Source organism: Paenibacillus sp. FSL H3-0302 (assembly GCF_037982245.1).
Lineage (GTDB): Bacteria > Bacillota > Bacilli > Paenibacillales > Paenibacillaceae > Paenibacillus_AQ > Paenibacillus_AQ odorifer.
In genome coordinates this window covers 406,313-422,212 of the sequence record NZ_CP150284.1, presented here as the reverse complement: position 1 = coordinate 422,212, position 15,900 = coordinate 406,313, and the positions used below count along the sequence as shown (strand labels likewise).

Annotated in this window: 11 protein-coding genes; 1 reads left to right on the top strand and 10 read right to left on the bottom strand. The window is 50.0% G+C overall.

The annotated features are described in order from the left end of the window. Positions 1 to 169 precede the first annotated feature (169 nt). The 9 genes from MHH50_RS01875 to MHH50_RS01835 all read right to left on the bottom strand — a co-directional run bounded on the left by MHH50_RS01875 (position 170) and on the right by MHH50_RS01835 (position 12,828). On the bottom strand, positions 170 to 2,419 hold the full coding sequence (locus tag MHH50_RS01875) for a helix-turn-helix domain-containing protein (RefSeq protein WP_076302307.1): 2,250 nt from the start codon (positions 2,417 to 2,419) through the stop codon (positions 170 to 172). 281 nt (positions 2,420 to 2,700) lie between these two features. Beyond that, the gene (iolE, locus tag MHH50_RS01870) at positions 2,701 to 3,597 is read right to left on the bottom strand and encodes a myo-inosose-2 dehydratase (RefSeq protein ID WP_076307985.1); all 897 of its coding nucleotides are present in this window, start codon (positions 3,595 to 3,597) and stop codon (positions 2,701 to 2,703) included. Positions 3,598 to 3,636: 39 nt separating this feature from the next. Beyond that, the gene (iolD, locus tag MHH50_RS01865; protein WP_076307953.1) at positions 3,637 to 5,601 is read right to left on the bottom strand and encodes a 3D-(3,5/4)-trihydroxycyclohexane-1,2-dione acylhydrolase (decyclizing); all 1,965 of its coding nucleotides are present in this window, start codon (positions 5,599 to 5,601) and stop codon (positions 3,637 to 3,639) included. Positions 5,602 to 5,627: 26 nt separating this feature from the next. After that, a complete protein-coding gene (locus MHH50_RS01860; RefSeq protein WP_076307954.1) occupies positions 5,628 to 7,088 on the bottom strand; it encodes a CoA-acylating methylmalonate-semialdehyde dehydrogenase in 1,461 nt (486 codons plus the stop codon). Between the two features lie 115 nt (positions 7,089 to 7,203). After that, entirely contained in the window at positions 7,204 to 8,214 is a 1,011-nt protein-coding gene (iolC, locus tag MHH50_RS01855) for a 5-dehydro-2-deoxygluconokinase (protein WP_076307955.1), read from the bottom strand. A 263-nt stretch (positions 8,215 to 8,477) separates the two neighbouring features. Then, entirely contained in the window at positions 8,478 to 9,488 is a 1,011-nt protein-coding gene (locus MHH50_RS01850; RefSeq protein ID WP_076307956.1) for a LacI family DNA-binding transcriptional regulator, read from the bottom strand. A 181-nt stretch (positions 9,489 to 9,669) separates the two neighbouring features. Then, complete coding sequence (gene iolB / locus MHH50_RS01845) at positions 9,670 to 10,500, bottom strand: 5-deoxy-glucuronate isomerase (protein WP_076219003.1); 831 nt, start codon at positions 10,498 to 10,500, stop codon at positions 9,670 to 9,672. A 38-nt stretch (positions 10,501 to 10,538) separates the two neighbouring features. After that, entirely contained in the window at positions 10,539 to 11,585 is a 1,047-nt protein-coding gene (iolG, locus tag MHH50_RS01840; RefSeq protein ID WP_076278932.1) for an inositol 2-dehydrogenase, read from the bottom strand. A gap of 127 nt (positions 11,586 to 11,712) precedes the next feature. Next, positions 11,713 to 12,828, bottom strand: coding sequence for a glycoside hydrolase family 88 protein (locus MHH50_RS01835; RefSeq protein ID WP_076124674.1), 1,116 nt, complete (start codon positions 12,826 to 12,828; stop codon positions 11,713 to 11,715). A 190-nt stretch (positions 12,829 to 13,018) separates the two neighbouring features. Between MHH50_RS01835 and MHH50_RS01830 the strand changes: the two genes are divergently transcribed. Next, on the top strand, positions 13,019 to 13,930 hold the full coding sequence (locus tag MHH50_RS01830; protein WP_340033886.1) for an AraC family transcriptional regulator: 912 nt from the start codon (positions 13,019 to 13,021) through the stop codon (positions 13,928 to 13,930). 677 nt (positions 13,931 to 14,607) lie between these two features. Here MHH50_RS01830 and MHH50_RS01825 read toward each other — a convergent pair. Then, on the bottom strand, positions 14,608 to 15,864 hold the full coding sequence (locus MHH50_RS01825; protein ID WP_139330079.1) for an OFA family MFS transporter: 1,257 nt from the start codon (positions 15,862 to 15,864) through the stop codon (positions 14,608 to 14,610). Positions 15,865 to 15,900 lie beyond the last annotated feature (36 nt).

Below are 15,900 nucleotides of genomic sequence, written 5' to 3'. Positions count from 1 at the left end.
TCGGACTTCCGGTTTATCCATACAACCATTTTCGTAGAATAAACCGCTTTCAAAAGTGTGAAAATAAAGACCGCATCGGTGTTCGCGCCCTCATCATAGAGGTTGGCGTGCACAGATGCGGTTATAAAAACTATTGTTCACGTGCTATTGGATTAATAAAGTCGGCAGCCTATAATCTGGAGCTCCCGCGCCCGCGCTTTAAAGAACGGTAGTCACCCGGCGTGATTCCTAATACTCGTTTGAATACCCTGCCGAATGTAATTGCATTCGCATATCCCACCTGGAGTGCGATATCCTGCAGCGAACATTCCGTTTCCACTAAAAGCTTTTCGGCTTCCTTCATGCGTAGCTCTGTAAGAAAATCAACAAATTTCATTTTAAATTCTGTTTTAAATAGATAGCTGGCATATTTGCCGGATACCTGAAACCGGTCGCTCAAATGCTTTAGGGAAAGATCGGGATTTGTAAAATTCTCTTCAATATAATTCTTCATCTCGGTTACCATCGCCCGGTAGCTTTTAGTTTCACTGACAGAAACATAAGTACGGAATAAATCAGTCAAATACTCAAACAAAATCCCCTTCATTTCATCTATGGATTCTGCCTCTTCCAGCCGCTTCAGCTGCTTCTCCGCATTTTCTGCTGACAGCTCATCCTGCAGCTGCTCAGACATGACAGCCACTTCCCGGCTCAACATCTGTAACATGGCCTGAATTAGAGAGCGAATATCATCATCTTGTAAATAATCCTGTTTAAAACCATCAAAAACACCTTCCAGCAGTTCCCGCCATTGGCCGCTCGACATCCGGAACTGCTTAACAAACTCGGCAATCATTTGTAGATACTTGAATGTCTCAAGAAGCGGCTGGCGCGTTTCTCCAAATTCCGTTAAAGCGATGTCTTCGTGCATTAAAAGCTTGTGCTGCATCACATTCTCCGCTGCCGCATAGGAATCCCGGATCTCCCCTGGCCCAGCCGCCACTGGCCCGATAGCGAAGCTTAAGGAGAGGCGCAAGTTCTGCTCCACCCAGGTGCGGCAGTCCTCAGCGAATACACGGATTTTCTCTGCCATCTCTTCATCACTTCCTGTGGTCAGGAAGAGAATTGCCGCCCGGTCAGTCCCAATCCACTCCGCCCAAGCTTGCAATTCCGCACTCCGCGCCAATTCTTGAAAGACATTCATCAGGGCAAATTTAAGCGTGTTCTGATCGCCCCTTGTATAACGATCTTGAAAAACCTTGTCGTAGCGGTTGATTTCGCTTAGCACAACCATAAAGCGGGATGTGGAATGAGCTCCGGAGAGCGGCGACAGCTCTTCCATCCGCTGGACGACATTGTCCAACCGCTCGCTTTGCAAGAGATCGTTGAAAAGCTTGCTGCGCTGTAACAGCAAATTCTCTCTGCTTTTCTTATCATAATCCGTCATATGGTTGATTAGATCTTCCAGCACCCCGTCAATGAGCATCATTTCGTCCGGTCTGTCGCTGGATTGGTCCAGCTTGCGAATTTGATGACCTTCAATCCGGTTCATAATCACCTGAATTGGCTTATAGTTCCGCCGCGTAACATAGATCAGGTAAAAAATCGCGCACACAACCGTACCTAAGGCAATAGCTACCCAAAGGTAAGAAATCACTGACACCCAGCTGAATAGACTGCCCGTTTTGATCCCGCTGGAAAACGTCCAGCCAAGCCTTTCCATATATAAAGTGTTCAACTGCTTCCCATTCTTGGCACCTTCACTGTCCGAATGCGCCTGATAGACCACCTGTCCATCTGCGCCAAATATGGTCAGAAAGGACAACTGTTCATTGACCATACCGTCGACGATCTGTTCCATTCCGCTCATTTTGAGATTAATTACGAGCACTCCCTCCGAACCGAAGGGCAGCGGCATACCTTTATTTATGGTAAGCACACGTATAGACGTGCGCTGAAATTCATCTTTGTATTCCCTAACAGGCTGCCAGCCTTCCGATAAAGAGCCGGAGGTGATGCGGCCAATCCAATCCTCGTCTACAAATCCTGAAAGGTCCTTTAATCCAGTTTCCGTTAAAACGCTTTCATTTCTCTTGTCATAAAGATAGATGGACTGAATATAGGGCGATTCACGCGTCAGGTTGCGTAGATTCTGGGCAACAGCGTAGACGGTCGCCATATCAATCTGGCCTTGATTGTTAAAATAACGTTTATAAGCATCGCTGCGTTCAGCAGCCTCCAGCACTGACAGTTCAGCTTCCTTGATCGTTCGGTCCACATTATCCATAAGATAACTGGCGGTGATACGGTCCGCTTTTTTAGTTTCCATTCGTGAAATATCATTAATAAATACAAAAGAGGCAAAAATCAGTATCGTCACAGTAAGCAAAAAAATAGGAAAATAGGACAGCAGCAATCGGCGATACCAGGAACGGAACAATAGATAACCCCCTCTGTACAACCGTTAGGATACCCGGCCACGGTTCAGCCGTTAATGCACGAGTAGTTCATAGATATTTGGCTGCACCATCATGGAAATGGAAACTCTTCCGCCTAATTTGCTGCCATTATAACACATACAACATGAGCCCGACCAACGAAGCCATTCGTATTTTACACCTGCTCATTAAAAAGGCGAGGTGCGCACAGCCATAGCCGTGAACCCCCGCATATAAATCTGTCCGAGCAGCCGCCAAGCACCAAGTTGTAGCCCTCCTCGGCCTATAAACCACTCAGATCTCTGATATAACGGCGCGCCTTGATCGCATATTCCAGCGGATCGGCAAGTGCCGGATCCTGCTCCGCTTCCACTACAAACCATCCCGTATAAGAGTAACTTGCCAATTCGCTGAAAATCTCCGCAAAGGATATACATCCATCGCCAGGTACGGTGAATGCGCCCGTTTTTACAGCCTGGAGAAAACTGAGCTGATCCCGCAGCACACGCTGAACAACCTCCGGACGTATATCCTTCAAATGGACATGTTTAATCCGAGGTAAATGGATGCGCAGTACCTCTAAGGGATTCTCACCCGCAAAGGCTAGATGCCCGGTATCGAACAGCAGAGACACCTCTTCCGGTTCCGTGAGCTCCATTAGCTTAGCAATTTCGGCCCCAGTCTGCACCCCTGTCCCCATATGATGATGGTATACAAGCGCCATACCTTTTTCAGCAGCCAGCCGGCCAAGCCCACCCAGTCCATCGGCAAGTGCGGCCCACTCCGCTTCTGTGAATACAGGTTTATTAGCAAATAGCGGCGTATCCATTTGTCCCTGAATACTCCGCCCTTGCTCTGAGACGACAATCACCTTCGCACCCATCTCATATAAAAAATCACGATGCGCGCAAAAAGCCTCCACTGTCTCCTCATATGGCCGCACAGTCAGATATGCGCTGAACCAAGCGCTGGCAATCTCAAGTCCACGAAGCTCAAGTGCCCGGTGCAGCCGTTCCGGAGAGCGTGGATACTTGTTGCCCACCTCGCTTCCCTGAAACCCGGCAAGCGCCATTTCGCTAATGCACTGTTCAAAGGTATTGTCTTTTCCCAGTTCAGGCATATCATCATTAGTCCAAGCGATAGGAGCAATCGCCAGCTTGACCGCATGTTCTTTGAACATCATCGATTCTACCCCTTCCGTTTCACAGTATTACTAATACTAATAACTGCGGGCCTTTCCAAGCTGTTCAAGCTTCTGCTCGTGGGCAGCCCGAACGGCTTCACTGCCGGACACTTCTGGAACACCAACATTCCACCAGGCTCCGTAACCATGTGTCATTGTCTTGGGCAGCACCTTAATGTCAATTAGGGTGGAACGATCCTGCAGCTGAGCCTCCCTCAAAGCGTCACGCAGCTGCTCAACCGTTGACGCACGAAAGGTCTTCACTCCATATCCCGCGGCACTTGCTGCATAATCTATGCCTATCAGTTCGCCGCTCAGCTGACCTTCCGGGCCCCGGTAGCGGAATTCAGTCGCCATGCTATCCAGTCCTTGCTCCATCTGCAGGTTGTTGATGCAGCCGAACCCCATGTTATCCAGCAGAATGACGTTGATCTTCTTGTTCTCCTGAAGGCTCGTCACTAGTTCCGAATGCAGCATTTGATAGCTGCCATCGCCCACCAATGCATATACCTCCCGGTCCGGCTCCGCCAATTTCACACCGAGTGCACCGGAGATTTCATACCCCATACACGAAAAGCCATATTCCATATGGTAAGTATCCGGCACAGTGGAATTCCACATCCGCTGCATGTCGCCCGGTAAGCTGCCTGCGGCCCCTATCACAATGGCGTCTTTCGGAAGATATTCATTGAGGATCCCGAGTACCTGTGTTTGCGCCAGCGAAGTGTTCAACTTCGTCGCATATTCAGATAGCTTCTCGTCAAGATGTCCGGCAACTTCCGGCACGAAGGAAACTGAAGAACGATCTGGACGATCTGCCTCCTGATTCACCGTATACTCCACGTCAGATAGACGCTTTCTTTCCACTTCCCATGCCTTTTTTGCCACTACAATTTCATCTGTATAAGCGGTGCGGTAACCGCGCTCCTCCAACGTAGCAGACAGCGCAATAAGACCTTCGGCAGCATCACAGACCACAGCCAGTGCATCCAGCTTGGAGGCATGGTAAAGGGAAGCGTTAATTGTCAGGAACTCCACCTCGGGATGGGCGAACAAACTCTTCGAACCTGTCGTGAAGTCCGTAAACCGGGTACCCACACCGATCACCAGATCCGCTTCTGCGGCCAACGTATTAGCACAGCCATTCCCGGTAACTCCTATGCCACCGAGATTGTAGGCACAGTCGCTTGCCACGGCACTTTTTCCGGCTTGTGTCTCACCGAATGGGATGGCGAACTTCTCCGCAAACGCACGTAATTCCGTCCCTGCATCCGCATATCGGACTCCACCCCCACAGACCAGCAGAGGTCGCTGTTTGCTAGCAATAAGATCAGCTGCTGCAGCAAGCTCATCCGGATGCGGAGTACGGGAAACGATCCGATGGATGCGCTTGCGGAAGAACTCAAGTGGATAGTCCCAGGCCTCCCCTTGCACATCCTGCGGCAGCGCAATCGTGACTGCCCCGGTATCTGCCTGATCAGTCAGCACACGCATCGCGTTCAGCAATGCTGTCATCAGCTGCTCTGGCCGATAAATCCGGTCCCAATATTTGCTCACCGCTTTGAAGGCATCGTTGACCGTTATCGACAGATTGTAGGTATGCTCCATTTGCTGAAGTACCGGATCCGGTTGACGGGTGGCAAAGGTATCGCCGGGGAGCAGCAGCACGGGAATCTGATTCGCCGTCGCAGTGGCAGCGGCTGTCAGCATATTAGCTGAACCCGGTCCTACCGAAGCGGTGCAGGCCATGATTCGCCGTCTGCGGCTCTGCTTGGCAAAGGCAGTCGCCGCATGCACCATTCCTTGCTCATTCCTCCCCTGATAGACCGTCATCTCACCCGGCGCTTCCTGAAGTGCCTGCCCCAGTCCAAGTACATTGCCATGGCCGAAAACGGTGAATATACCGTGTACAAAACGCTCCGGTCCATTGCCAAAGTTCACATATTGCTGGTTCAGAAATTTCACCAGCGCCTGCGCCGTCGTTAATCTAATCGTATCCACGTGAAACCTCCCTTTCGCCGTTTTTGTTACTGCCAGCGGGCAGTGACGACTTTTTTGCGTGTATAAAATTCAACCCCGTCGCTTCCATTCGCATGCAGATCGCCATAGAAGGAATCCTTCCAGCCGGAGAAAGGGAAAAAGGCCATCGGGGCTGGCACTCCAACATTGACACCCAACATGCCTGACTCGGTATTTTCCCGGAAATAGCGCACTTTCCCGCCGTCATTCGTAAAAATACAAGCCCCGTTGGCAAAACGAGAGGTATTGGCAATTTCAATCGCCTCTTCTACATCCTTGACACGGATCACTGCCAGGACAGGCGCGAAAATTTCCTCCTGCCAGATTTTCATTTCCCGGGTCACTCCATCAAACAACGTTGGGCCGATAAAATAACCCTGTCCCTGCACCGCAGCATCCGCCCGGCCGTCTCTTAGCAACTTAGCGCCCTCGGCCATGCCTTGTTCAATATAAGCGACCGTTTTGTCTTTATGACTTTGGCGGATAACCGGCCCAAGAAACGTGTCGTCGTCCAAACCATTGCCGATGGTCATCTGCTCACATTCACGCAGGAGGATGGAGATCAGCTCATCAGCAACCTCTTCCTGCACCGTTACCACGGAGCAAGCCATACAGCGCTCTCCCGCAGAGCCGAAGGCTGCGTTGACAATCTGTGTTGCTGAAGCCTCAAGGTTCGCGTCTGCCAACACAATAGAATGATTTTTCGCCCCTGCAAGCGCCTGAACCCGCTTCAAACACGCCGTTCCCTTCTTGTAGACATATTCGGCCACCGGCTGTGAGCCAACGAAGGAAATCGCCTTCACATCAGGATGCTCCAGCAGGCCGTTTACCACCTCATGTGCACCGTTAACCAGATTGAGCACACCTTTCGGAAGCCCGGCTTCCTCTAGCAATTCGACCAAACGCGCTGCCAGCAGCGGTGTGCGTTCGGAGGGCTTCAGCACAAAGGTATTCCCACAGGCGATGGCCAACGGGAACATCCAGCAAGGCACCATCATCGGAAAATTAAACGGTGTAATCCCGCCGACTACACCGATGGGATAGCGATACATCCCAGACTCGATGCCTGTCGCGATGTCGGGCAGCTGCCGGCCCATCATCAGCGTCGGCGCACCTGCCGCAAATTCCACACACTCAATGCCGCGCTGCACCTCTCCGTAGGCCTCTTTGAAGCTTTTTCCATTTTCCAGCGTGATCGTCTTCGCCAGTTCATCCCAATGGTCCACCAGCAGCTGCTGATATTTGAACAAGATCCGCGCTCTGCGCGGCACCGGTGTCTTGGACCAGCCTGCAAAAGCCGCCTTTGCCGCCGCCACTGCCCGATCAACATCGACTCTGCTGGACAGCGGAACCCTTGCCATCTCCTCACCAGACGCTGGATTGTATACCGTTTCTGTCTTCTCCGCAGCCGCCTCAACCCACTGCCCGTCAATATAGTTGTTCAGCACTTGCACGGTTTGCTGTGCCATTCTACTCACTCCTTCATCTCTATTAATGCGATCCCGCGAATGTAATCTAATCTAATCTTGCATAGCTATTCGATCTGGAGTTGTTTGAGTTGTGATCTCTCCAACCTCCGCCTACTTACTCTGCACCTGAAGTGATTTCCTCGTTAGACAATAAAAACGCTTCCAATTCATCCAAGGTTGGCATGGCATCCGAACAGCTGTGGCGGGAGATGACAATGGATGCCGACGCGCTGCCGCGGCGCATGGCCTCACCGACGCTTTCTCCCCGCATTAGACTGTGAATGAAGGCTGAGGCGTAAGAATCTCCGGCTCCAAATGTCTTCAATACTTTAGCGGGAAAAATACCACTCCGATGCTTCTGCCCATCCGCCGTGTAGGAGATTGAACCACTCCCGCCATGCTTGATAACGACCAGCTTTGCTTGGTGCGAGAACCAGCGGTTAACTGTTGCTTCGTCATCTGCACCTGTCACATTGTACAGGCTCTCCATCATATTAAATTCCTCACGGGTACCAATGATACAATCGCATTTCTCAGCTGCCAGATTATAATAGACCGCTGTTTCTGCGGCTGACTTCCAAGTATAGGGGCGATAATCCAGATCAAAAAATACAGTAACATTGTGCTTGCGGGCGAACTCCAAAGCGACAAACACAGCCTCACGGGACGGACTTTGTGCCAGTGCAGTACCTGAGATCAGCAGTGCCTTGGACTTCCGAATATACTCTTCCGAGATCTCCTCCGTACTCAGCAGCAAATCAGCCACATGATCCCGGTACATCAGAATGCTGCACTCCTGAGGACTCTTTATTTCAGTAAAAGCAAGCCCAGTCACTGCACCGGTCTGGTCAACGCGCACCTGGCTATCGTCAATGCCATTCCGTTGCAGATAAGTTCGGATAAAACGGCCCATCTGATCATCGGAAATCTTACCGATAAAGCCAGTGCGCATCCCTAGCCGCGCTGCCCCAATTACGATATTGGCGGGAGAGCCGCCGACATATTTGGTAAAGGTCAGTGTCTCTTCCATTGGTCTTCCGGTTTCATTAGCGTTCAAGTCAATACAGAGCCGACCGACAGCGATTAAATCCAGCGGTCGTGCAGGATCGAACTGTAAACCGTTCATTATGAGGCCTCCTTGAGAAAACTTCAGTAAAATGGATTAATGAGATACAACAATCATCGGGGAATGGGTTAAGCGCTTAACCTAATTTCCATTAGTATAGTTTAGAAATTGGAGTTTGGCAATCCTGAACTTAAACGAAGTTGGGATCTGAACCCATGTATCAGAAAAAAACAAAGAAAAGACCTGTACCTCGCCGCTAAGCGAGGTACAGGTCTTCAGATAGGAGTCGGCGTTCTTACTCCGTTTGTAGAGTTTGTGTCTTCCTAATGCGGTGCCGGTCCGGTGGAATGGCGGACTATCAGTTCCGGCATCAGCATCATCTTGCGCTTAGGACTATCGGGATTGTCGATAGATTCGTTCAGCAGAATCATCGCCTGTTCCGTCATCTCACGCAGAGGCTGAGCAATGCTGGTCAAGGTGGGATGGCAAATTTCAGCCAGCATTGTATTGTCAAAACCCACCACGGACAGATCACGGGGTATTGACAAGCCTGCGCTGCGCGCCTCCTTCAATATCCCAATCGCGAGCAGATCGTTGCAGGCGAATATGGCGGTCGGCCGGTCTTCCTGCGCCTGAACCAGCATCGCCGCAGCCGCTTTGCGGCCGTTCTCCAGTGTGGCTGAGGTATGCGTGAGATTAGCCGGATTGTCAAAGCCAACACCCGCTGCCTTGAGCGCATCCATAAAGCCTTCCACGCGCAGCTTACTCCCCGGTAAATTGTCAGAGATAATGCCGAGCCTGCGATGGCCCAGGGACAACAGATATTCTGTCGCCTGATAGCCTCCCTTATAGTCATCCACCGTGACGCTGTTGCTCTCCATCATCCGGATATCAGCCGAAAATAACACAAGCGGTACGTGATCAGCCAGCAGGCGGCGGACCATATCTGGATTCCCTGTATGAGAAGCAATGATTATACCGTCCACCCGTTTACGCAGGAGCAGTGAGATATACCGGGCCGCCTTCTCATCATCCCGGTCAGTACTGCATACAATCAAGTCGCTTCCCTGCTCCTGAGCATAATCCTCAATACCTCGGGCCGCCTCAGCAAAAAAAGGGTTGGAAATATCGGGAATCATCAGCCCAATCGTTCCCGTTCGGCGACTCGTCAGCGCAGAGGCCACCAGACTCGGCTGGTAATTCAGCTCCTCCATGATCCGATGAACCTTCTCCCGTGTCTTATCGCTAATTCTCCCGTTCTTGTTCAACACCTTGGACACCGTAGCGATGGAGACTCCCGCTTCCCGTGCCACATCATATATCGTAGGTTTCATCGTTAGTGAGCCCGCCTTTACGTTCGTACAATCCTATACCTAGATTATAAGGAACTCTTCTGACAGTGTCTATTCAGCGGTGCAAGAGACTCTCTTACTGTGGCGATCATTTGGTCAATACATCGACACAAAGAAGGAGCCTCCGCCTTGCGGAAGCCCCCTTTTCGTGCGTGCTGCTACACTATTTCTTCTTATCCTTCTGGTGTTGCTGCATCTCGAACAGCCATTCATGTTCCGGATCATTATGAAAAACCCATGTGCGGACCGGACCTGCCATCACATTGAGATAATAAGAATCATAACCCGGCGGAGCCGATACAGGATGATAGCCCTCCGGAACCAATACAATACTGCGGTCAGACACGGCCATCGTCTCATCAAGGCTGCGATCGTCATTATACACCCGCTGCACTACAAAACCATGAGCCGGGTTAACCCGGTGGTAGTATGTCTCTTCCAGGTAAGACTCAGCAGGTAGATTGTCACAGTCATGCTTGTGCGGAGGATAGCTGGACCAATTGCCGCCACCCGTACGTACTTCCACGACCAGCAGGCTCTCGGCTTCACTCTGCTCAGGCAAAATGTTGACCACTCGCCGTGACATACTGCCAGAACCGCGGGCTTCGGCCACAGTATCGCACGGAGCGATCAAACGCGGCGCATATTTACCCGTTCCTGGTGCAAGGCAAACCGCAAGTTCCAGCTCCGTCAAGGCCGTAACTTCATAATGCCCTCCCGCCGGAATATACACCGCATACGGCGGCAAATCCTCAAATACAGACATACGTTCACCGATCCCGGCGAACAACTGGGCGCCTGCTCTCACATCCGCCTTGCCCGCCAGCAGCACCAGACAGATTTCATTCCCTTCCGCGCTGCGGCTCAGCGTATCCCCAACCTGCAGCTGGTACACTTCAAAACCTACATACTCCCATCCAGCGCTCTCCTTGCTAACTGCCGCTACAAGTCCATCTTTGCCGGGTGCTCCGGCTTTTATGATTAGATTGGACATCTTCACAGACCTCCCCCATCTTCAGCATCTGCATCCGCTTACAAAGCTTGTGTCGCCGATATTCTCTCTCCGGCACAAGAAGACAACTTGACCGGAAGCCCGGTAAGATAGGATTCCTTAGCAGCTTCGGCAATCCGTTCCGCCTGTTGCCCGTCAGGCCCGCTGCAAATGATAGGCTCCTGCAGGCGGATTGCCCGGGCAAACGCGGCAACCTCTTCTACGAAAGCCTGGTTATACCGCTCGAGAAAGAAATGAAGCGGCTGATCGCGTGTGACCGAAGCAGCGGTTGAAACCTCTACAGTTGTTGGACGGCAGTTGTCGGCGGTGGCTGAGCCGCAGGAACCGAACACCTCCACGCGTTGATCATAACCATATACAGCCTTACGGCTGTTATCAATGACGCAGATTGCGCCACTGGCAAAGGTCAGCGTGATGACAGCTGTATCCACATCATCGCAGCGCCCAAACATCGGATCAACGAGATTGGCACCTCGGGTATAAACTTCTGTTACTTCCTCACCCATCAGATAACGGGCCATATCAAAATCGTGAATCGTCATATCCATAAACATCCCGCCGGAAGACCGCACATAAGCCTCACCCGGAGGCTGCGGATCACGTGATGTGATCTTCACAATATGTGGACTGCCTAGCTCTCCTGATTGAACCAGTTGCTTAAGTTTGCGGAAGCTAGGGTCCATTCGCCGGTTGAAGCCGACCTGTAGCAATACACCCTCATCCTCCACTATCTTCAGTGCCTGGTGGGTAAACTCTGACGACAGGCTGATCGGCTTTTCACAGAAAATATGTTTTCCAGCCCGGGCTGCTAGCTCAATCCAAGAGGCGTGGGTATCCGTAGGTGTGCAGATAAACACAGCCTCGATTTCAGGGTCATTCAGAATGTCTTGCCCATTCACAAATGCAGAGCCAAGATTCCGGCTCTCTGCCCAGACCAGCAATTCCTCACTTACCACAGCCTCCGCAATGGATTTCAACTTAAACGACGGCATCACACGCAGATTATCTGCATGAAGCCGGCCAATTCTGCCTGCCCCAATAATGCCAACTACGATCGGATTTACCATGTTTGCTTATCCTCCTTTGAGGTAAGCGCTTAACCATCCCGAAAATAGTATACTCCAAGCACAAGTGAAGTTACAAGCAAATATTTCTCCAGCTTTTTTAACTCTCTCCTTAGCTATCTACTCCTCCTCAACAGTAATGTAACGCTTCACCTAGTGCGACTAAAACCATGGCCTGTCCGTAGGCCATAGGGGCAATAATGATTTCCTTATAATCTTCTTTTGCAGCACCAATCGGAGTGCCGCCGGATACACCAAGCACCGTGCCTTCATCGTCAATTCTGTCCAGCACCGCCCGGATCGCTTTCAGGGCATGATTTGCATACGATTCCGGCAACAACCCCCTGCGTACGCTATGCAAAATACCCGCTGCGATAGCTGCTGAGCCTGACGTTTCAGTATAACTGCTAGAGTCGTCCAGCAGCGTATGCCATAATCCGTCTCCGCTCTGGCAGGCTAATAAAGCTGTTGCCTGTGCGTTCAGGATCTGTTGAAGATATTCAAACACTCCACTGTCCAGATACGGCCCCATCAACTCCAGGTATTCTGGCAGACCGAGTGTAAACCAGCTATTGCCCCGGCACCAGAAGGCTCCACTGAAATTATGCCGGCCGCCAAAATGCCAGCCATGAAAAAACAGCCCCGTCTTTTTATCATACAGGTATTTGATATGCAGCAACAGTTGGTAAAGCGACGCTTGCCGCCATGCGGAATTATCGTATTTCACACCCATTTTTGCCGTGAACAAAATAGCCATAAATAACGTATCAATCCAGATTTCATTATCATTGAGCGTAACTTCATCCTTGCTCGCTCCTGTTGTGACATGCTGATAACCAGACTCCTCCGTCCGCGGCAGGTCATGCATCAACCACTGCACCCATTCCAGGCTTAATTCCTCCGCTTCCTTCAGTTCCATTAATGACAGCAACGGCGCTGTTGTATTGATATTCCGGCTCGGCAGTCCCTTGCCCAGTTGCTTGCTCATCCAAAGCTTGGCATATTCTTGATAACGCTCATCCTTGAAATGCTGCTCAAGCTTTTGAAGTCCGTAAAGCCCCACTCCCTGCGGCCAATCCCATTCCTCCATGCCAAAATCACGAGCAAAATACCCCCGTCGTCCCGCATTCTCCCCTAAATTTTGCAGTTCGGCTTCGTTTTCCGGCCGCTCCAGCTTCAGCAGCTTATCCGTCACGCGGTTCAGCTTTTCAATGATCTCAACTTTACTAATCCGGCTGTTGTTCATCTGTTTCCCGCCCCTTCGCCTGCTATTTTGGGTCTTCCCTCATGTTGGGTAGTTCCATTCACCCGTAATATATCAAACCATTCCATACAAAAACTACTTTATATTTGCTGTAATAACCCTCATATATTGCAAATCTTGCTTTTCTGAACCTATAATAAGTGCATATTACAGAATAAGGCGGTGAGAGCATTTGCTTGAAAGCGACTTACTGTACGAACAAGGGTATAGCGTACGTATCAACACGCCCGTTGACCCCCTTTTTTATTATTTTGATTATGACCAGCGTTCTCACGATATCAATATGGAGTTTCAGCATTTTCATGATTTTTACGAGATTCATATCTTAATGGATTCCCGAGCCACTCATATTATCGATGGGAATGTCTGCGCCCTCCAGCAGTATGACATCGTGCTCCTGCGTCCTTATCGGTTGCATAAGACACAATATCCGGAAGGGCCGCCGTTTAAGCGGCTGATCATAAACTTCGCCATGCCCAAGGATATACCCGGTTTAGAGAACGCTTACAAAAGTATGTTTCTCTCATTTTGGGAAGAAATACCGATCTACCGTTTGCCAAAAGAGTTGCGCAAAGCCGTATTTGATCCTCTTAACGCTATCTTCACCTTATCACACAGCACTTCACCGTTAAATCCAGTACTGATTCACAGCCTTTTCCAACAGTTCCTCTGTGCTTTATACCAGCGTAGAGACCAGAACAGCTATGTCCCAGAGGAGATTGGAAATGCCATTATGCAAAAAATCTACTCGATCACCGCATACATCCATAGCCATTACAACAGCGAGTTGTCCCTTGATTTCCTCGCTAAAGAGTTCTCTATCAGCTCCTATTACTTATCACACCAATTTAAGTTAATTACCGGCTCCACGCTGACAGAATATATTCAGATGACCCGGGTCCGTAATGCCCAGCAATTGCTGATCTACACCCGCCTGAAGATTTCCGAGATCGCCGGGCAATCCGGATTCAACAGCTTCTCCCAGTTCAACCGCATATTCAATAAATTTAGCGGGATGTCCCCATCCGAGTTCCGCAAGAATCAGGTCATATCCAACACTGCTTCGACCACATTTTCCTATTGATGTACTTGCTTACCTAGTTACAAAAAATCCGCTGTGCGTCCGACAAATCTATCTACCCTCTAAGTAACTATATTGAGCAGTAACAGAGGCAATGTTTAGACGCAAAAGAGAGCCGAAGGGAAAGGGATAGCAAAAGCGATGGTGCAATCACACACATGTTGGGATAGATGCAGGTACTGGTGTAGGTGCTCGTAGTGATGTAGGGGCTGGGGCTGGGGCTGGGGCTGGGGCTGGTGCTGGGGCTGGGGCTGGGGCTTGGGCTGGTGCTGGTGCTGGTGCTGGTGCTGGTGCTGGTGCTGGTGCTGGTGCTGGTGCTGGTGCTGGTGCAAGGGTAGTCACGTTTAACTGTATTTCATACAACTATTTTTTCACGCATCACGCCACCATTAGATATAGCTGTATTTGGTGCAACTATTTCCTTGGTTTTTTCGCCTATAAGCTACATCTCGAGTTTTTAGTTGTACAGAATACAGCTAAAATCCGAAGATTCACTATTTCATACGGAATAGTTGCACAGAATGCAGTTACTTCTCAGATCCCAGCAAAACTCCTTCTCCCAATTGAAGATAATCCGCCCAAACAAGTCTCAGCTCAGCAAGCCACCACAAATCAAAAAAAACAGGCAGCGATTCTCCACTAACGGGAGAATCGCTGCCTGGTCTAGCTTCAATTACATCTTAAGCCGTACGTTCCGTTGCTTTGAGACGCAGCGCTTTTTTCTCTTTCGACTTCGCCACTGGCGGTTTCAGAGAAATCGCGATGATGCAGGCCAGCAGGCACAAGAGGCCAAAGATAACAAAGGTTGGTTTAAATCCGCCTAGGAAGACGGCGATAAACGAACCGGAAAGGGCACCAATACCAAAACCTTGGTAAACAATTCCGTAGTTCTTACTGTGATTTTTCAGTCCGAAGAAGTCGCTGACAATGGCGGGGAACACCGTGATATTCCCGCCAAAGCAGAACGCAATGGCTGCTACACAAGTGAAGAAAAGTCCGAAATTCAGGGTCGCGTAGCTGAGGGTCAGCATAGCCGCCGCAGTTACAGCAAGCGATGCGCCTACCAGCTTCAAGCGACTCATTTTGTCAGATAAAGCACCCAGAATTAAACGTCCCGCTGTATTAAAGATCGCAATCATAGCCACCGCACTAGCTGCTGTCTGTACATCAAGTCCCGCCAGCTGCACGCCGATATCTTTTACAATACCGATCAAATACAGACCACACATACAAGCGGTGAAAAAGATGATAAATAGCAGATAAGCTTCTTTTGTCCGCAGCATTTCTTTGACCGTATAGTCTTTCGGTGAACTCATTACTGTAGCTGTCGTTGAACCCGCTGGTGCTGGGGCCGCTTGAACCGGAGCTTCTCTTACGAGCAAGGAACCGATTACAATCATGCCCATAACAATCAAACCCCAATACATAAATGTATTAGACACACCCACTGAGTCAATCAACCCGCCGTTAATATATTTAAAGATCAAACTCCCCGTTCCATAAGCACCAACGGACACGCCGGAGATTAAACCTTTATTATTCGGAAACCATTTAATTAAATTAGATAATGAAGTGATATAAGCTGTCCCATCCGCAAAACCAACGATCACCCCAACCAATAAATAGAACATGAAGAGTGAATTGGCTTGAGAGCTAAGAATCAATCCTAGTCCGAGCACAATCCCAGCAGTAGCAGTCAAACGGCGAAGCCCGAAACGATCCTGCAGCTTCCCTGCGAACAAAGTCGCGAAAGCGAGTGCAAAGCTCGTTATAGAAAAAGTAATCGAAACGGAGTTAAGCTCCCAGCCAAATTTTGTTACCAGATGCGCATTAAATAAACTCCATGTATAGATGGTACCTAGGCCCATTTGCATAATTACTGTACCTAATACGATTAGCCACCGTTTGGTGCTTTTGCTGTCCATTGTCGTAGTCATGGTCTTTTCCTTCTTTCTCTCTCGTTGTCTGCTACA

What these genes read in the sequence shown, in the direction of transcription:
- iolE (WP_076307985.1), bottom strand. Translation starts at nt 3,597, where the DNA reads ATGTTCAAAGAACATGCGGTCAAGCTGGCGATTGCTCCTATCGCTTGG.
- MHH50_RS01860 (WP_076307954.1), bottom strand. Translation starts at nt 7,088, where the DNA reads ATGGCACAGCAAACCGTGCAAGTGCTGAACAACTATATTGACGGGCAG.
- iolC (WP_076307955.1), bottom strand. Translation starts at nt 8,214, where the DNA reads ATGAACGGTTTACAGTTCGATCCTGCACGACCGCTGGATTTAATCGCT.
- MHH50_RS01850 (WP_076307956.1), bottom strand. Translation starts at nt 9,488, where the DNA reads ATGAAACCTACGATATATGATGTGGCACGGGAAGCGGGAGTCTCCATC.
- iolB (WP_076219003.1), bottom strand. Translation starts at nt 10,500, where the DNA reads ATGTCCAATCTAATCATAAAAGCCGGAGCACCCGGCAAAGATGGACTT.
- iolG (WP_076278932.1), bottom strand. Translation starts at nt 11,585, where the DNA reads ATGGTAAATCCGATCGTAGTTGGCATTATTGGGGCAGGCAGAATTGGC.
- MHH50_RS01835 (WP_076124674.1), bottom strand. Translation starts at nt 12,828, where the DNA reads ATGAACAACAGCCGGATTAGTAAAGTTGAGATCATTGAAAAGCTGAAC.
- MHH50_RS01825 (WP_139330079.1), bottom strand. Translation starts at nt 15,864, where the DNA reads ATGACTACGACAATGGACAGCAAAAGCACCAAACGGTGGCTAATCGTA.